Here is a 15,967-nt window from a genome sequence, read left to right on the forward strand (position 1 = left end):
CCGTATGCCGCAAGACCTCGCCTTCGAGATACTCCACGACCATTCGTCCGGCTACGCGGTGCTGCCGCCCCAGCGCAACGGGGCCGACGCCGGGAGACCGACGGATGGTCCCAGGGACCTCAAGGTGCTGCTGCTGCGCAACGGAGTCGACAGGGTGGAGATCGTGGCGTGGTCTCCCGGTGCTCCGTCACCAAGTACGCGGCAGCACCGGGCCAGGCTGTCCGTGCCGTACCAGACGCTGGTACGGCACGGGGCCAGACTCCGGAGCGTCTGGAGGGACACTCTGGTGAACCACCAGAACACCTCCACGGACAACGGGTACAAGGTGGGCAGCTACCCCCTCTCGGAGTTCGCCGACCTCTCCGATCTCTCTTCCCTCACAGATGAGTTGACGGCAGAGCTGGCGGACGAAGGCTTCGATCTGCTCAATGTGCTCCTTGAGGGAACCGACCGCAATATTCGGTCCTTCCGCGCCTACTTCCTGGAAACGCTGACGGGCGGGGAGTCGCTCCGCATCAGCTTCGACTCCCCTGACCTCTACCTGCCCTGGCCCATGCTGGCGGTGAACCCGGAGGACTGCGCAAGCCCCTGGGAGGCCTTCCTGGGGTATCGGCACCAGGTCGAGCAGACGGGCGCCTCGTATGCCTGGCCCCAAGGGCTCCTCGGCCCGCGTGCCCAGGCGGCCACCAGTCTCAACACGGACACCCTCCTCGATCAGGTGGGCAGGGCGCCCGAGGTCAGGAAACTCCTCGAAGAGCGATCCCGGCTGACGGTGCGCACGGAGGCTCGCGACCTGTTGCACGCACTGTCCGGGCCGATCCTGAGCGAGGACCTGATGTACTTCTGGTGCCACGGGCATTTCGTCGACAACGGCTCGCCCCACCCTCATCTGGCCATCAAACTCTCCGACAGCAGGCACATCGACGCTCCGAGTGTGCGGCGCAAGCGGAGGGCGTTCGAGGACTCGACGGGTTCCCGCTTCAAACCCTTCGTCCTGCTCAATGCCTGTCACAGCGGTCAGGCCGCGGCCTCCGGTGAGCTGGAGCATCTGGGGAACGCGCTGATCGAGCTAGGTGCCGACGGCGTGCTCGGCCCCCAGATCGAGATCCCTGAGGTCTTCGCCGCCGAGTACGCGTACGCCTTCTTGGATCTGTATCTGAGCGGACAGCACACCGCAGGTGAGATAGGCCAGATACTCGTACGCCGGTTCGCCGCGGACTTCCACAACCCGCTCGCGCTCACCTACTCACTGCACTGCGGGATGAACAGCAGACTGGATCTCGCCTCGTGACCGCAACAAGCCTGCCCGTGGCCCTCCCCCCGCCGGCCGAGATCGACCTGGACGAGCAGGGACGGCTGACCGTGACCGGCACCCGCACACCCGTGCCCGTCGACCGCGTCGCCGAACACCTGGCACGACACCTCCGCGTCCCCGAGTGGGCGAGCGACATCTACGTATACGTTCACGGCTGGCAGACAGCCCCGCGGACGGCCACCAGGACAGCCGCCACCCTCCTCGGGCAGGCTCTCCGCCTGCGCGACACGCGCCCGCACCTCTACCCGGGGCTACGGGACGGATTCCGCCCCTGGTGCGTGATCGTGCGCTGGCCCTCCTCCAGCCTTCCCTCGCTATCCGGCTACCGCCGGATCCGTGACAGAGCCCACGCGATGAGCGCCCCGGGCACCGGTCAGGCCTCCTACGTTCTCGCGCATCTGCTGGGCTATCTGGACTCCAACCGAGCCAGCCCCGCCGCTCCGGCCGTGCTCGCCAACCGGTCCGGACAGTATCTGCACCTCGTGGGGCACTCCTTCGGCGGACGGTTTCTGTGCGAAGCGATGCAACGGGCGTCCGAACGTCCGCCCGGCCCTCCGGTACTGGGCTGGAGTACGCCACGCGACCCCCGGCAGCCGTTCACCGTGGACAGCGCGCTGATCTTCCAGATGGCCGCGCCCCGTGACGCCTTCGACCGCCTCTTCCCCACGCTGTTTCCGACCCCGGACCGGCTCGGCGCCCCGCTTCGCGGCCCGCTCGTCCTGACGCACTCGCGATGGGACCGGGCGACGGGTTTCTGGCATCTGCGAGCCGAGGGAACCCCCGGCATCGGGCACACCGGGGCCGGTACCGCCGCCGTGCCCCCGTTCCCGACCCGGTTGCTGGACACGCAAGCCGTCTATCCGCAGCGGGAACTGGACCACCGCGTCGTCAATGTCGATGCAAGCCGGCTGTACCGCGGCGGGCGCCGGACCCGCCTCTCCCCGGCCGGGGCCCACTCGGACTTCCTGCGGCCGGAGTCCTCTCATCTCCTGCTGACGCTCGCGGAGCGCTCCAGGTGACTGGGCTGTCGTCCGGGCCTGCTGGGCATCAGGACGCCTGAGCGGCTCTGACGCGGCGCCGCCTCGGCGAAGAGCCCCGCACCCCGGGCCGGTTCCCGGGTGCGGGGCTCTGGCACGTCAGGCGGGCGGCCGGGGGATCCACTCCGCGCCGCCGTTCGGGAAGTCATAGCCCGGCCGTCCGGTGCTCCCGCTCGTCCGGAACGGCCTGCCGTGGTCGTCGATCCGGACGGTGCCGTGCCGCGCGCCGCTGGACCACTCCAGCTCCAGGTACCAGCGCACATCGTGCGCGGCGGTGCGGGCCCGGATCTGGAAGACCTCCGGATCGGACTCGCTCACCTTGAACGGGAAGTCGCGCTGTCGCTGAGCGGGCGCCGCCGACGGGCGGCCCGCGTCGAGGTCGACGTCGAACCCGTTGGTCTCCACACCACCGCCGCAGCCCACGCCCATGGAGTAGTCGTTCCAGGCCAGGGGCGTGTCCAACGAGACGACCCGGACCCTCAGGTCCTCCAGGACCACGGTCGACGCGCCGGTGCCCTGCACCGTGAGCACGACGTACTGCCCACCGGAGGACACCGCGCCGAGCGCCGACACCCAGCCCGGCGCGTCCTGTTCGGCGGGCGGCGGCGGTACCTGCTGCGGCGCCCGGTCGATCAGATAGTGCTGGCTGCACGGGTCCTCAAAGGCGTACGGGCGGGTGTTGACCGTCAGCGGTACGGCGGGGACCGGGGCGGCGGGGCTCGCGGAGGAGGAGGCCGCACCGGTGCTCGGGGCCCCGGTTCCGGCGCCCGGTCCCGGGTTCCGCTTCCCGTCGGCCTTCTTGCCCGCGTCGTGGCCGGACCGCGACGGCGAGGGCCGCGCGGGGCCTGCCGTGCCGCCCCCGTCCACGGTGCGCCGCACGGCGGGCGGCGCTCCGGCGGGGTTCTGGTCCCCTCCGAGACCGAAGGAGGGGGTCCACGCAAGCACGGCGGCGCCCAGCACCGCCAGTGCGCCGGCGGGGACGAGCACCGCGGAGCGGATGCGCCGACGGCTGCCGCCGGGTGCGGGAGTGCTCGCCCCCGAAGGAGCGGTCTCCGGCACGGGCTCCGGCTCCCGGGTGCCACCGGACTCCGGTTCCGTCGTGCCACCGGGCTCCGGTTCCGCCGTGTCGCCGGGCCGTACCGCGGGCGCCTTGCCCTTCCTCTCCCGCACCGCGTCGGCCAGCACCCATCGGCGATGCAGATCGACCAGTTCCTCGGGTGACGCCTTGCAGAGCCGGGCCAGCCGCTCCACGGGCGCGTAGTCCGTCGGTACGACGTCCCCGGTGCAGTACCGGTGCAGCGTCGACGTACTCAAGTGGAGCCGCTTGGCCAGCGTCCCGTAGCTCAGCCCGGACCGCTCCTTCAGTTCCCTCAGCAGTTGCCCGAACGCGTCTGCCCCATCCGCCCCCGACACCATTCCTCCACTCCCCGTGTCCCTGCCCGTGTCCCAGGAACAGCACGTTTCCCCAGCTCAGAGCAGCGCGGGCGTCCCAGCGTCCCTGATGGTGCGCCGGTCGTGGCGGCTGGGACGGATCATCCCGCAGGCTCCTGGCCATCCAAGCACGCCGCCCCCGCCGACCGGCCAGGCGGCTCGCACCGACCGGATCCGCGAAGAGGTTTCCCTTCATGCGCACCTTCCGCACCGCCCGCTCCCGTACCGGGCTGCTCACCACCACCGTCGCCCTCGCGGCCCTGGCCCTCACGGCCTGCCAGAGCGGCACGGGCACGCAGGACGAGGGCCGGGCGTCGACGCCCACCGCACCGAGCGCCCAGGCCTCGCACAGCGCCTCCGGCTCCGGCGCCGAATCCGGCTCGGGCTCGTCGGCCGCGCAGGGCACGAACACGGGGTCCCACGCCGGCACGACGTCCGGCAAGGGCACCGGCACGTCCACGGGCCGCGCCTCCGGTTCCGGTTCGGGCCATGGGACGACGTCCACGCCCCCCGTCCTCTGCAACGGCGCCAACACCCGGGTCACCGCCCAGCAGGTGTCCCGCCCCGTCGACCACATGCTGCTCACCGTCAAGAACACCGGCTCCCGGCCGTGCGACCTGACGTACTTCCCCTATCTGCGGTTCGACGAGATGCAGTGGGCGCCGGGTGCCTTCGAGGAGAGCCGGCCGCAGGCCGTGGTCACGCTCGCCCCCGGCCAGTCCGGCTACGCGGGCGTACGCCTCTCCGCCGCCGACGGCAGCGGAGAGAACGGAACCACGGGCCACCGGCTGAGCATCATCTTCCAGGGACGCACCCCGCGCAGCGACGGCGGCCCCACGGCCAGCGTGACGCTGCCCGCCAAGGGCGTGTACTACGACAGCAAGCTGACCGCGACGTACTGGCAGTCCAGCGCGACCGACGCCCTCAACTGGTGACGCCTCCGGGTGGTGCGGTGGCGAACTCGCACCACGCGACCTTGCCGGAGTCCCGCTCGTCGACACCCCACTTGTCGGCGAGCGCGGCCACCAGCAGCAGCCCGCGCCCGTCCTCGTCCGCCTGCTCCGGGATGCGCGGCTCCCCGCCGCCGCTGTCGTGCACCTCCAGGCCCAGCATGGCGCCGTCGTACCGCAGGAACACCCGGAACCGGCGGCCCGGCGGCACCCCGTGCACCAGCGCGTTGGTCGCCAGCTCGCTCACGCACAGCAGCGCGTCGTCGCTGCGCTGGGCTCCCGCCAGGGCCCAGACGGCCAGCGCCTCCCGGGCGAACCGCCGGGCGGCGGGGACGGCTCGGCGTTCGCGCCGGAAGAACCTCTCGCGCAGCGGCGGGAGTTGAATCGTTTCGTTCACGAGACGAGCGTTGCGGAGAGTGACTGGCGTGGATCACCGGGTGAGACCGTACAGATTTTTTGTACGGGTTCGTTCGGGCCTGACTCAACGGGCCCTCGGCGAAAGCCTGATGCTCGACGAGGAGACGGTGGCGTCGATCGAGCAGGGCAGGCGTCCGCTGAAGCCGGATCTGGCCGCGTTACTGGATGAACTCCTGGGGACGAAGGGGCTGTTGTCGGCCGGGGTGGAGAACCTGCCGGAGATCGACCAGTCTCCGATGTGGGCGGAGCTTTATGGAACACGAGCGGGAGGCCATCGCTCTCTCGCTGTACGCCAACCAGGCCCTGCCTGGCCTTCTGCAGACCGAGGCCTACGCGCGCGCGGTCCTGCGTGAACGCGTTCCGGCGTACGACGAGGACGAGATCGAGACCAGGACCGCAGCTCGCGTGGGCCGTCGGGACGTGTTGCACCGCAAGGTTCCGCCGACGGTGAGCTTCGTCGTGTGGGAGCCGGCGTTGCGCCTTGAGATCGGCGGCCCAGAAGTGCATCGCAAGCAACTGCGTCACCTGCGTGAGTACGCCGAACTTCCTTGCCTTGCGCTACAGTTCCAGCCGCTGGCCAGCCCATCCCACGCCGGGCTAGACGTCGAAGCGCCTGCTGGACCGTCTGCCAGGAGAGCAATGAGCACCGCACTTCAGTGGTTCAAGTCGACCTACGGCGGCAGTGAAGGCGGCGAATGCCTCGAAGGCGCCTACGCCTGGCCCACATCCAGCTACAGCAGCAGCGAGGGCGGCCAGTGCCTCGAAGTCGCCACCTGCCCCCACACCATCCACGTCCGCGACTCCAAGAACCCCGCCGGCCCCACCTTCACCGTCTCGCCGGAGGCCTGGGCCGCGTTCGCCGACTACGCGGCCCGGTAAGGGCGTTGTCAGTGGCTGGCCCTACAGTCACTGACATGGCGACACTTCCCAATCCGCTGCCCCGGCTGGCGGCAGACCCGAGCGGGCGCGCGCTCGGGCTTGAGCTCCCCCCGGGGAGCCTGATCGACGCGACGGACGAGGGGCCGTGGCACGAGCCGCTGTTGTGGCATGCCGGGCGCCCCGCGTCCTCCGGCAACTGGGCACGGCTGGGCGCGCCCGGCGCGCGGGTGGGGCTCCTTCCGGTGCTCCTCGACGTCGGCGGGGAGGGGGGCAGCCCGCAGGAGTGGCTTCTGACGCCCGGCAGCATGTCGTATCCCGGCGATCACGACGCCGAAGAGGTGCTGGCCGAGCTCTGGGACGAGTACATGGCCGACGCACCCGACGAGGACGACGACCTCGCCGATACGCTCGCGCCCCACGGCCCGGACTGGCCCGGTCTCGCCGAGGCGCTCCGGCTGGAGGCCGACCCCGACAGCCGCGCCGCCGAGGTCGCCGACCGCCTCCTGGACGACGGCTCCTGGTTCAAGGAGCCGCGCCTCGCCCTGATCCCGGCCCGCCGTTCCGCCGACCTCCCCGCCGCCATCGGCTGGACCGGCCCGGTCAACTACGAGAACGACACGGCCGTCCTCTGCTCCGTGCTCCGCTCCTGGGAGGACCGCTTCGGCATAAGGGTCGTCGCGCTCACCTACGACCGGCTGGTCCTGTCGGTCGCGGCGCCGCCCACCACCCAGGCCGAGGCCGAGGCGGTGGCCGCCGAGCACTTCGCGTTCTGCCCGGACAACATCACGCAGGGGCACCGCGAGACCCTGCGGGAGTACGCCGAGCACGAGGTCCTGGGACAGCGGGTGTGGTCCTTCTGGTGGGACTGACCCGCCGTCTCTCCTCCAGGCAGCTGCGCATCTACGCATCGGAGTCGGCCCACAGCTCGGTGCTGTGGGCCGAGACAAGGGCGTTGATGCGGGTGAGGACGTCATCGGCCGGCTGCGGATCGAGCCGCCGTCCGTCCCGTAGACGCAGTGCGACGTGGTCGTCGGCGGCTTCCTTGGCGCCGATGACCGCCTGGTAGGGGACCAGGCGAGCGTCCCGGATGCGGGCGCCGAGACTGCCGCGTTCCGGGCCGGCGATCTCGGCACGCAGACCCCGTTCGGTGCAGCGCCGGGCGAGCGCCGCGGAGTTCGGCAGCTCGGCGTCGGAGATCGGGAGGATCGCCACCTGGGCGGGGGCGAGCCAGGCGGGGAAGGCGCCGCCGTGCTGTTCGATGAGATGGGCGACGACCCGCTCCACGCTGCCGATGATGCTGCGGTGGACCATGACCGGGCGGTGCTTGGCGCCGTCCGGGCCGGTGTAGTGCAGGTCGAACTGCTCGGGCTGGTGGAAGTCGACCTGGACGGTGGACAGGGTGGACTCCCGGCCGGCGGCGTCGGTGACCTGGACATCGATCTTGGGGCCGTAGAAGGCGGCCTCTCCCTCGGCGGCCTCGTAGGGCAGGCCGGAGCTGTCCAGGACCTCGGTCAGCAGGGCGGTGGACCGCTGCCACTTCTCGGGGGCGGCGATGTACTTGCCACCGGGGCCGGGGAGGGAGAGACGGAAGCGGGCCTGGGTGATACCGAGCGCTTCGTAGGCCCGGCGGATCATGTCCAGGGCGGCCTGCGCCTCCTCGGCGACCTGGTCCAGGGCGCAGAAGATGTGCGCGTCGTTCAGTTGGATGGCGCGCACCCTGGTCAGTCCGCCGAGGACGCCCGAGAGCTCCGAGCGGTACATGCCTCCGAGTTCCGCCATGCGCAGCGGCAGCTCGCGGTAGCTGTGTGAGCGGGAGCGGTAGATCAGCGCGTGGTGCGGACACAGGCTCGGCCGCAGTACGACCTGTTCGCCGCCGAGGTCCATCGGAGGGAACATGTCGTCGCTGTAGTGCGCCCAGTGCCCGGAGATCTCGTACAACTCCCGTTTGCCGAGCACCGGCGAGTACACGTGCCGGTACCCCGCACGTCGCTCGGCGGCGCGGATGTACTCCTCCAGGGTGTGCCGTACGGTCGCGCCGTCGGGCAGCCAGTACGGCAGGCCCGCGCCGATCAGCGGGTCGGTGTCGAACAGGCCCAGCTCACGGCCGAGTCTGCGGTGGTCGTGGTGTCGGTCGCTGCGATGGTCGTGCATGGCATCTCCTCGCGGGTATCGGGCGAGTGACCGCACGGCGAAGCCCCGGGGCACTCGCCCCGGGGCTTCGGACCAAGACATAGGTCAGCGCGCCGGGACGCTCTCCGGCGTCGTCGTCATGGCAGCGCGCTTCATGCCGAAGACGCTAGCAGGCCGTGGCGATGTCCACCCGGTCTTTTCCGGCGGGAGCGGGCTCGGCGGGCCGCCTCGGTCTCAGGCGGCCGGACGGTTCGAGAATTCCTCGACAAGGTCAAGTGACGGGTGGTACCTCTTCTCCAGTTCGGGATCCGGGGCTGAGACCACACACCGACACTGTCTTACGCCCGGGGCTTCCCATCTGACAGACCAGCATGCACCGGACACCATCCGACTACACCGAAGCCCTGCCGTCCGGACGCGGGCGCATCAGGGCGTCGCCGAAGTCGGCGAAGGGCAGCGGCGGGAGGCCGAGGACGGGACCGATCGCCGTCGGCTCACATGCCCCCGGTTGCTGTTGCCGCCTCGGCGGGTGACATGCGAACGCCGAGAACCCGCCACTCGAAAACACCTCATTCGCGCACCTTAGGGACATCACTGCCCCCTACATCAATCCCGTTTCGCCCTGCGGACGACCCCCGGCGGGGCCTAGCATGCGGCGCATGCTGCCCACCGTGGACACGTACGAGGAGCTGGAAGCGATCGTCTCGGACGAGACGGTGCTGCGTCCGGCGGCCCTGGACCTGTGCGATCAAATGGGCCTGGTAGGGCTCGCGCTGCGGCGCTTCGACGACGGGACCCTGCCGGTGTACGCACTCGGCGGCGACATGGTGCTGAAGCTGTATCCGCGCCTCAGGACGGCCGAGGCGATACGCGAGGCACGGGTGCTGAGCCATCTGTGGGGTCAACTGCCCCTGCCGACACCCCGTTTGATCGCCACGGACGAGTATGTGAGCGGCTGGCGGTTCGTGCTGATGTCCCGGCTGCCCGGGCGGAGCGTCGCCGAGGCCTGGCCGATGCTCACGGCGGCCGACCAGGACCGGATCGTGACCGAGTCGGCCGAAGTGCTGGCCGCGCTGCACGCGATGGCCTGGAAGCCGCTGACGGACATCGTGGGCCCCTCGGAGTGGTCCTCGTTCCTGCGCCGTCAGCGCGCGAGCGTGCTCGAAAGGCACCGCGGCACCGGTGTGACCGAGCCCTGGCTCAGCCGTATCCCCGGCTTCCTGGACTCGGTTCCGCTGCCCGCCTCCAGCGAACTCGCGCTGCTCCACACCGAGTTCATGCTGGAGCATCTGACCATCGACATGCGGGGCGGCCGCCGTCTGACCGGCCTGTTCGACTTCGAACCGGCGATGATCGGCGATCCGGCCTACGACTTCGCGAGCGTCGGCCTGTTCGTCAGCCGGGGCGACCCGCGCCGGCTGCGCCGCTTCTACGAGGCCTATGGGCGCGCCCCGCACGACCCGGACCAACTGCTCGCGTACACGCTGCTGCACGTGTACAGCGATCTGCCCTTCTACCTGCGTGAGCTGCCCGTACCGCCGGAGCCCCGGCTCGACGCGCTGGCCGAGCTGTGGTTCGGCACGAAGGGCTGACGGCCCGGAGGCCGGGCACGGCCTCCGGAACCGGGCGAACGGTGGGCGTCGGCCAGGGGTGTCTGACAATCCCCGCCGGGCGCGCGAATTGTCAGACACCCCCTAGGCCTTGCGGCCGGTGGCCGCGTACACGTTGATGTCGGCGTCGGTGACGTCGTTGATGTCGTGGTAGCGGACCTTCTCGATGTCGTCGAGGCCGGCGAGACGGGCCGGGTCCATCTGTTCGGGGGCGGGTGCCGCGCCGTCCTGGTGCCAGTGGTGGACCGGGACGACGCCCGGCTCGTCGAGCGTCAGGCCCGGGGTCTCGGCGAAGAACCGGGCGACCTCGTCCTGGGAGCGCAGCACGAAGGTGAAGCCGCGCTCGGTGTAGGTGCGCTGGACGGCGCGGATGTTCTCGGGGTTGAGGTCCTCGGTGAGGTGGGAGAGCACGACCCGGCTGCCGGAGGGCAGCGCCTCCACCAGCTCGCGCACGATCGGGTACGCCTCCTCGTCCTCGACGAAGTGCAGGACCGCCACCAGCACGAGGGCGACCGGCTCGGTGAGGTCGAGGGTCTTGGCGGCCTGTTCGAGGATCTGCGCGGGACTCTTCAGGTCGGCGTCGATGTAGTCCGTACGTCCCTCGGGGCCGCTGGTGAGCAGGGCCCGGGCGTGGGCGAGGACCACGGGGTCGTTGTCGACGTAGACGACCCGTGCGTCGGGGATGATCCGCTGGGCGATCTGGTGGACGTTCTCCGCGGTCGGCAGGCCGGTGCCGATGTCGAGGAACTGCCGGATGCCGTCCCCGCGGGCCAGCCGGTGCACCGCGCGGCGCAGGAAGTCGCGGTTGTGCCGCACGTCGAGATACCCGCGCGGGTTGGCGGCGAGCGCGGCGGCGGCGGCCTCCCGGTCGACCGGGTAGTTGTCCTTGCCGCCGAGGAAGACGTCGTAGACACGCGCCGGATGGGCCTTGGTGGTGTCGATCCGCTTTCTCAGCTCGGCCGGGTCGCGGCTGAGGGCATCGCCGGGCATGGAGCTCTCCCTGAAGGTCGGCGTGAGGAGTCGGTCATGCAACGAGCAACCGGTGGTCAACAACGTAACTCCTGAGGCGAGTTGGAAGTGCCACTTCGGCCTGCGGAGACGCGCGAACCGTCGTGCGCGTCCCGGAGACCGTTCCCGAGGAACGGCGTTCACCCAGTTCAGCCGCCATCCCCCGATCCCGGCGTCCCGAAAACGGCGGCGGATGTGGCGCCCGGGGCGGTCTTCCGCTCAAGCTGTGACCATCGAGGCGTCCGCTCCCGCCGACCGGTCGAGCGGCGGCCCGCCCCCAGCTCCCCACGCCGAAGGACCCGCCCCCATGACCGCTTCTCCCGTCGTCCGTACCCGTCTGCTCGCCGCCACCACGGTCGCGCTCGCCGCGCTCGCGCTCACGGCCTGCAAGAACGGCGAGGGCGTACGGGACGAGGGCCCCTCGACAGCAGCGTCCTCCGTCTCCCCCCGGCACACCGCGGGGCCCGGGGCGGCCCCCTGCTCGGGCGGCCGTACGAGAACGACGGCGACGGAGGCGAGCCGCCCCGCGCACCATCTGCTTCTGCGGCTGACCAACACGGGCACCGCGAACTGCGCCCTCACCGGCTACCCGAGGGCCCGCTTCGGCGAGGGGCCCTTTGCCGTGCGGCCCGCCGAGGAGACCAGGCCGCGCACCGCCCTCACCCTCTCCCCCGGGGAGTCCGCCTACGCGGGGGTGCTCCTGGCGTCGGCGGACGGCAGCGCGGCGCACGCCCGCACGGCACGCGCCCTCACCCTCACCCTGTCCGCGGGCCCCGCCGCCCATCCGCCGCTCCCGGCGCGAGGCGTCCATGTCGACGACGCCGTGACGGTGACGTACTGGCTCTCCAGCGGTGAGGCGGCCCTGATGTACTGAGGCACACACGCGTGGGAGGGGGAGGACGACGGCGGAACCCGAGGAGTACGCCCGGCTGTCCGCCCGGCAGATCGCCGCACGGGTCCTGGCCGGGGAGCTGTCCGCACGCGAGGCGGCGCGCACGGCCCTGGAGCACATCGCCCGTCTCGACGGCGCGGTGCGGGCGTTCACCGAGCTGTGGCCCGAGCAGGCCGCGGCCCACGCCGCCGACGTCGACCGTCGTGTCCGGGCGGGCGAACGGCTTCCGCTGGCCGGCGTCCCGCTCGCCGTCAAGGCCACCGAGGGGCTCGGCGCCCGCCAGACAGCCCGTCTGCTGGCCGCCGGCTGTGTCCCCGTCGGCGCCACCGCCACACCGGGCCGGGGTACCGCCTGGCAGACCTGGGGCGCCACCGACCGCGGCCCCACGCTCAACCCGTACGATCCGCGCTGGAGCCCCGGCGGCTCCTCGGCCGGCTCGGCCGCCGCGGTGGCCTGCGGGATGGTGCCGCTGGCCACCGGAAGCGACGGCGCCGGTTCGGTGCGCATCCCGGCGGCCTGGTGCGGGGTCATCGGTCTGAAGCCCACGAACGGCCTCGTCCCCGCCCGCGATCGCGCCGGTCTGAACGTGTCCGGCCCGCTCGCACGCACTGCCGAGGACGCCGCCGCCCACCTCGACGCCCTCGCCGGTACGGCGACCCTGCCCGGTCTCGCGCCTCCCCGGCGGCCGCTGCGGACGGCCTGGTCGGCCACGCTGGGCTTCGCCGACACGGCCCGGCGGATCGCCGCCACCGCTCGTGCCCGCCTGGACGACCTCGCGGACGCGAACGCCGTCGCCCCGAGGGACGTCCCGCTGCGCCTGCCCGACCCGGCACCCTGCTGGACCGCGCTGCGCGGCGGCGAGGCCGGCGGCAAGGACAGGGGCAGGGAGGCAGCGCGCGCGGCAGAGACCCGAACCGCCCTGCTGCACGCGCTGGACGGCCTCTTCGCCGCGTACGGCCTTCTCGCCACGCCGACGACGCCCCATCCCCCGCACGGACACCAGGGGCCCGGCACGGCGATGAGCGTCGCGCTGACGTGGGCCTTCAACATCACGGGGCACCCCGCGATCAGCATTCCCGCGGGGCGTACCGAGGCGGGCGAGCCGGTCGGACTCCAGCTGATCGCTCTGCCGGGCCGGGAGTCCGACCTCTTGGCGGTCGCCCTGCGAGCCGAGGCGGTGCCGCTCAGCCCAGCTTGCGTGCGGCCTCGACGGCCCAGTACGTGAGGATGTTGCGGGCACCCGCCCGCTTGATGCCGGTCAGCGTCTCCAGGATGGCCTTGTCCCGGTCGACCCAGCCCTTCTCGGCGGCGGCCTCGATCATCGCGTACTCGCCGGAGATCTGGTACGCGGCCACGGGCACGTCGACCGCGTCCGCGACCCTCGCCAGGATGTCGAGGTAGGGCCCGGCCGGCTTGACCATCACCATGTCGGCGCCCTCCGCCAGGTCGAGGGCCAGCTCCCGCAGGGACTCGCGCCAGTTGGCGGGGTCCTGCTGGTAGGTCTTCCGGTCGCCCTGCAGCGAGGATCCGACGGCCTCGCGGAACGGGCCGTAGAAGGCGGAGGAGTACTTGACGGTGTAGGCGAGGACGGCGACGTCCTCCCGGCCGATCTGGTCGAGGGCGTCCCGGATGACCCCGATCTGACCGTCCATCATGCCGCTGGGCCCGACCACATGGGCGCCCGCGTCGGCCTGGACCTGGGCCATCTCGGCGTAGCGCTCCAGGGTGGCGTCGTTGTCGACCCGGCCCTTCGCGTCGAGCACACCGCAGTGCCCGTGGTCGGTGAACTCGTCCAGGCACAGGTCGGACATGACGAGCAGCTCGTCCCCGACCTCGGCCCGCACATCCCGGAGGGCGACCTGCAGAATGCCGTCCGGATCGGTCCCGGCGGTGCCGAGCGCGTCCTTCTTCGACTCCTCCGGCACGCCGAAGAGCATGATCCCGGAGATCCCGGCCTCCGCGGCCTCCACCGCCGCCTTCTTCAGGCTGTCCCGGGTGTGCTGGACGACACCGGGCATGGTCCCGATCGGCACGGGCTCGCTGACGCCCTCCCGCACGAACGCGGGGAGGATGAAGTCGGCGGGGTGCAGGCGGGTCTCGGCGACCATGCGCCGCATGACAGGCGTCGTCCGCAGCCGACGGGGACGCGTACCGGGGAAGGAACCGTACTTCGTCATGCCTTCTACGCTACGCCCGGCCCGTGCCCCCTTTTGCCGACGCCCTGTCGACCGCGCCCGCAGACGCCCGTCCTCCCCTCACGCCGCCCGGAACCGCCCCACCGTCCTCAGCCCAGTACCCGGGCGGTGAAGTCCGCGAGGCGGGAGCGCAGTTCCTCCCGGCCCATGCCCCGCGCAGCCACCAGATGCTCGACCAGGTCGGCCCGGACGGCGGCCAGCAACGCGTGCGCGGTGAAGCCGCCGTCGTCCAGGCGGGGGATCCGCTCCAGTGCCGAGCGCAGCAGGCCGTGCCACCGGTCATAGTGCTCCGTCCGATACGGGCTGTCGCTGCCGGTGGCCTCCAGGGCCAGGGCGAGATGGCGGTTGTCGAGCTTGAAGCAGAGCAGGGCGTCGAGCACGGCGGGTACCCGCTCGGCCGGCGGCGCCGCGGGCCCGAGCGGCGCAGGACCCTCGGCCACCGCCCGCTCGACCGGTTCCAGCCGGGCCGCGTACAGCGCACGGATCAGTCCGGTGCGGTCCCCGAAGGCGCGGAACAGAGTCCCCTTGCCCACTCCGGCCGCCGCCGCCACGTCGGCCATGGTGACGTCCTCGGGGCGCGCGCTGCGGGAGAACAGCTCCTCGGCGGCCGCGAGCAGGGAGGCGCGGTTGCGGGCGGCGTCACTGCGCGGCTTGCGCTCGGTCATACGGCTCCTCGCCTACGTCTTCTCGCTTGCAATCCGGACCAGCGGTCCGTATTTTTCATTGAAACGGACCGTCGGTCCGTATCGTACGGGACGGAGACACCCATGCCCGCGGCCACCCCCACCGCACCGGCGGAGCTCTACCGCCACGGCCTGCGCCTGCTGCTGGACAAGAACATCGGCGACTGGATCGGCCTGCGGGCCGAGGACGGCGTGATGGAGTTCCCCTTCGCCCCCGCAGGGTGGCCCCGACGCCTGGCGGGACGGGAGGCCGTCGCCGCCTATATGCGGCACTACCCCGACCACATCGACCCGCACGACTTCCCCGACCTGCGCATCCACGAGACCACCGACCCCGGGACCATCGTGGTGGAGATGCGCGGCGTGGGCCGTCTGGTGCAGACCGGCGCCCCCTTCGACATGTCCTACATCGCCGTGGTGACCGTCCGGGACGGCCGGATCGCCGCCTACCGCGACTACTGGAACCCCCTCGCCGTACAGGACCCGGCGACCGACTTCAACGGGAGCACCCGATGACGGCCACCGGCACCACGCTCGTCATCGGAGCCACCGGTACCACCGGAAGCCGTACCACCGCCCGCCTGGCCGCCGCCGGACACCGGGTGCTGGCCGCCTCTCGGAGCGCGATCCCGGTGCCGGGCGCGACGGCGGTCCGCTTCGACTGGTACGACCCCGCCACCCACGGGCACGCCGTCGCCGGGACCGACCGCGTCTACCTGGTCCCGCCGGTGGGCGACCCGGACCCGGCGGCGGTCATGCTGCCGTTCCTGGAACGGGCCCGGGCCGCCGGGGTACGCCGCGCGGTACTGCTCAGCTCCTCGGCCGTGCCCGCCGGAGGCCCGGCGGCGGGAGCGGTGCACGAAGCGCTGCCCGGTCTCTTCGACGAGTGGGCGGTCCTGCGCCCCTCCTGGTTCATGCAGAACTTCACCGGCACACACGCCCATGCGTCGAGCATCCGCGAGGACGGCGTCCTGCTGACCGCGACCGGAAGCGGCCGCGTCGGCTTCGTCGACGCCGAGGACATCGCAGCCGTGGCCGTCCACGCCCTCACCGACGACCGGGCCCCCGACACCGACCTCGTGCTCACCGGCCCCGAAGCCCTCGCCTACGACGACATCGCACGCATCTGCGCCGAGGCCATCGGCCGCCCCGTGACGCATCGCCGGCTGACGCACGGACAGCTCCGCGACCATCTGACCAGGGCGGCCGGGATCCCGGCCGAGTTCGCCGAGATGCTGGCCACGATGGACCGGACCATCGCCGAAGGAGCGGAGGACCGGGTCACGGACACCGTGGAACGGCTCACCGGCCGCCCGCCGGGCGCCTTCCACGAGGTCGTCGCTCGGGAGACGGCGCACACGGCGCGTACCGCCCGCCCCTGAAACAGCACGGCGGGGCGCCCCTTTCGCCAGGGGCGCCC

16 protein-coding genes and 1 pseudogene are annotated in these 15,967 nt (G+C 71.8%); 11 read left to right on the forward strand and 6 right to left on the reverse strand.

Going from position 1 to position 15,967, the window contains the following annotated elements; all coding sequences use genetic code 11:
* Nucleotides 1-4: 4 nt before the first annotated feature.
* On the forward strand, nt 5-1,291 hold the full coding sequence (locus AB0L95_RS16060) for a CHAT domain-containing protein (protein WP_365162204.1): 1,287 nt from the start codon (nt 5-7) through the stop codon (nt 1,289-1,291).
* Nucleotides 1,288-2,334 (forward strand): hypothetical protein, encoded by a 1,047-nt coding sequence (locus AB0L95_RS16065; protein WP_365162206.1) that lies wholly within the window; start codon nt 1,288-1,290, stop codon nt 2,332-2,334. The genes AB0L95_RS16060 and AB0L95_RS16065 overlap by 4 nt, the downstream gene beginning before the upstream one ends.
* Nucleotides 2,335-2,451: 117 nt before the next feature.
* Here AB0L95_RS16065 and AB0L95_RS16070 read toward each other — a convergent pair whose 3' ends face one another.
* Complete coding sequence (locus AB0L95_RS16070; protein WP_365162207.1) at nt 2,452-3,768, reverse strand: helix-turn-helix domain-containing protein; 1,317 nt, start codon at nt 3,766-3,768, stop codon at nt 2,452-2,454.
* 209 nt (nt 3,769-3,977) lie between these two features.
* Here AB0L95_RS16070 and AB0L95_RS16075 point away from each other — a divergent pair, with 209 nt between their 5' ends.
* Nucleotides 3,978-4,718, forward strand: coding sequence for a DUF4232 domain-containing protein (locus AB0L95_RS16075; RefSeq protein ID WP_365162209.1), 741 nt, complete (start codon nt 3,978-3,980; stop codon nt 4,716-4,718).
* Here AB0L95_RS16075 and AB0L95_RS16080 read toward each other — a convergent pair.
* The gene (locus AB0L95_RS16080; RefSeq protein ID WP_365162211.1) at nt 4,708-5,130 is read right to left on the reverse strand and encodes an ATP-binding protein; all 423 of its coding nucleotides are present in this window, start codon (nt 5,128-5,130) and stop codon (nt 4,708-4,710) included. The genes AB0L95_RS16075 and AB0L95_RS16080 overlap by 11 nt on opposite strands.
* Before the next feature lie 19 nt (nt 5,131-5,149).
* On the opposite strand from AB0L95_RS16080, the pseudogene AB0L95_RS16085 reads away from it, so the two are divergent.
* The 3 genes and pseudogenes from AB0L95_RS16085 to AB0L95_RS16095 all read left to right on the forward strand — a co-directional run.
* Nucleotides 5,150-5,753 (forward strand): annotated as a pseudogene (locus AB0L95_RS16085) (DUF5753 domain-containing protein); the annotation flags it as partial.
* A 36-nt stretch (nt 5,754-5,789) separates the two neighbouring features.
* Entirely contained in the window at nt 5,790-6,029 is a 240-nt protein-coding gene (locus AB0L95_RS16090) for a DUF397 domain-containing protein (RefSeq protein WP_365162271.1), read from the forward strand.
* Nucleotides 6,030-6,064: 35 nt separating this feature from the next.
* The gene (locus AB0L95_RS16095) at nt 6,065-6,898 is read left to right on the forward strand and encodes a DUF4253 domain-containing protein (protein ID WP_365162213.1); all 834 of its coding nucleotides are present in this window, start codon (nt 6,065-6,067) and stop codon (nt 6,896-6,898) included.
* 31 nt (nt 6,899-6,929) lie between these two features.
* On the opposite strand, the gene thrS is transcribed toward AB0L95_RS16095, so the two are convergent.
* Nucleotides 6,930-8,180 carry a threonine--tRNA ligase gene (thrS, locus tag AB0L95_RS16100; RefSeq protein WP_365162215.1) on the reverse strand — a complete coding sequence of 417 codons (1,251 nt, stop codon included), beginning with the start codon at nt 8,178-8,180 and terminating at the stop codon, nt 6,930-6,932.
* Between the two features lie 638 nt (nt 8,181-8,818).
* Between thrS and AB0L95_RS16105 the strand changes: the two genes are divergently transcribed.
* Nucleotides 8,819-9,751 carry an aminoglycoside phosphotransferase family protein gene (locus AB0L95_RS16105; RefSeq protein WP_365162217.1) on the forward strand — a complete coding sequence of 311 codons (933 nt, stop codon included), beginning with the start codon at nt 8,819-8,821 and terminating at the stop codon, nt 9,749-9,751.
* A gap of 102 nt (nt 9,752-9,853) precedes the next feature.
* Here the strand turns inward: AB0L95_RS16105 and AB0L95_RS16110 are convergent, their stop codons facing one another.
* A complete protein-coding gene (locus AB0L95_RS16110; RefSeq protein WP_365162219.1) occupies nt 9,854-10,759 on the reverse strand; it encodes an SAM-dependent methyltransferase in 906 nt (301 codons plus the stop codon).
* A gap of 325 nt (nt 10,760-11,084) precedes the next feature.
* Between AB0L95_RS16110 and AB0L95_RS16115 the strand changes: the two genes are divergently transcribed.
* Together AB0L95_RS16115 and AB0L95_RS16120 are read left to right on the forward strand one after the other, a co-directional pair.
* Entirely contained in the window at nt 11,085-11,651 is a 567-nt protein-coding gene (locus AB0L95_RS16115; protein ID WP_365162221.1) for a DUF4232 domain-containing protein, read from the forward strand.
* Between the two features lie 157 nt (nt 11,652-11,808).
* A complete protein-coding gene (locus AB0L95_RS16120; RefSeq protein ID WP_365162223.1) occupies nt 11,809-12,894 on the forward strand; it encodes an amidase family protein in 1,086 nt (361 codons plus the stop codon).
* On the opposite strand, the gene hemB is transcribed toward AB0L95_RS16120, so the two are convergent.
* Together hemB and AB0L95_RS16130 are read right to left on the reverse strand one after the other, a co-directional pair.
* On the reverse strand, nt 12,854-13,846 hold the full coding sequence (gene hemB / locus AB0L95_RS16125; RefSeq protein ID WP_365162224.1) for a porphobilinogen synthase: 993 nt from the start codon (nt 13,844-13,846) through the stop codon (nt 12,854-12,856). The two genes, AB0L95_RS16120 and hemB, sit on opposite strands and share 41 nt — an antisense overlap.
* Before the next feature lie 107 nt (nt 13,847-13,953).
* The gene (locus tag AB0L95_RS16130) at nt 13,954-14,529 is read right to left on the reverse strand and encodes a TetR family transcriptional regulator (protein ID WP_365162226.1); all 576 of its coding nucleotides are present in this window, start codon (nt 14,527-14,529) and stop codon (nt 13,954-13,956) included.
* 102 nt (nt 14,530-14,631) lie between these two features.
* Here AB0L95_RS16130 and AB0L95_RS16135 point away from each other — a divergent pair, with 102 nt between their 5' ends.
* The gene (locus tag AB0L95_RS16135; RefSeq protein WP_365162228.1) at nt 14,632-15,063 is read left to right on the forward strand and encodes a nuclear transport factor 2 family protein; all 432 of its coding nucleotides are present in this window, start codon (nt 14,632-14,634) and stop codon (nt 15,061-15,063) included.
* On the forward strand, nt 15,060-15,929 hold the full coding sequence (locus AB0L95_RS16140; protein ID WP_365162230.1) for an NAD(P)H-binding protein: 870 nt from the start codon (nt 15,060-15,062) through the stop codon (nt 15,927-15,929). Before AB0L95_RS16135 ends, AB0L95_RS16140 begins: the two co-directional genes overlap by 4 nt.
* Nucleotides 15,930-15,967 lie beyond the last annotated feature (38 nt).

The sequence above is a fragment of the Streptomyces sp. NPDC052036 genome, assembly GCF_040680495.1.
Lineage (GTDB): Bacteria > Actinomycetota > Actinomycetes > Streptomycetales > Streptomycetaceae > Streptomyces.

What these genes read in the sequence shown, in the direction of transcription:
- AB0L95_RS16075 (WP_365162209.1), top strand. Translation starts at nt 3,978, where the DNA reads ATGCGCACCTTCCGCACCGCCCGCTCCCGTACCGGGCTGCTCACCACC.
- AB0L95_RS16070 (WP_365162207.1), bottom strand. Translation starts at nt 3,768, where the DNA reads ATGGTGTCGGGGGCGGATGGGGCAGACGCGTTCGGGCAACTGCTGAGG.
- AB0L95_RS16110 (WP_365162219.1), bottom strand. Translation starts at nt 10,759, where the DNA reads ATGCCCGGCGATGCCCTCAGCCGCGACCCGGCCGAGCTGAGAAAGCGG.
- AB0L95_RS16060 (WP_365162204.1), top strand. Translation starts at nt 5, where the DNA reads ATGCCGCAAGACCTCGCCTTCGAGATACTCCACGACCATTCGTCCGGC.
- hemB (WP_365162224.1), bottom strand. Translation starts at nt 13,846, where the DNA reads ATGACGAAGTACGGTTCCTTCCCCGGTACGCGTCCCCGTCGGCTGCGG.
- AB0L95_RS16090 (WP_365162271.1), top strand. Translation starts at nt 5,790, where the DNA reads ATGAGCACCGCACTTCAGTGGTTCAAGTCGACCTACGGCGGCAGTGAA.
- AB0L95_RS16115 (WP_365162221.1), top strand. Translation starts at nt 11,085, where the DNA reads ATGACCGCTTCTCCCGTCGTCCGTACCCGTCTGCTCGCCGCCACCACG.
- AB0L95_RS16135 (WP_365162228.1), top strand. Translation starts at nt 14,632, where the DNA reads ATGCCCGCGGCCACCCCCACCGCACCGGCGGAGCTCTACCGCCACGGC.
- AB0L95_RS16130 (WP_365162226.1), bottom strand. Translation starts at nt 14,529, where the DNA reads ATGACCGAGCGCAAGCCGCGCAGTGACGCCGCCCGCAACCGCGCCTCC.
- AB0L95_RS16105 (WP_365162217.1), top strand. Translation starts at nt 8,819, where the DNA reads ATGCTGCCCACCGTGGACACGTACGAGGAGCTGGAAGCGATCGTCTCG.
- thrS (WP_365162215.1), bottom strand. Translation starts at nt 8,180, where the DNA reads ATGCACGACCATCGCAGCGACCGACACCACGACCACCGCAGACTCGGC.
- AB0L95_RS16140 (WP_365162230.1), top strand. Translation starts at nt 15,060, where the DNA reads ATGACGGCCACCGGCACCACGCTCGTCATCGGAGCCACCGGTACCACC.
- AB0L95_RS16095 (WP_365162213.1), top strand. Translation starts at nt 6,065, where the DNA reads ATGGCGACACTTCCCAATCCGCTGCCCCGGCTGGCGGCAGACCCGAGC.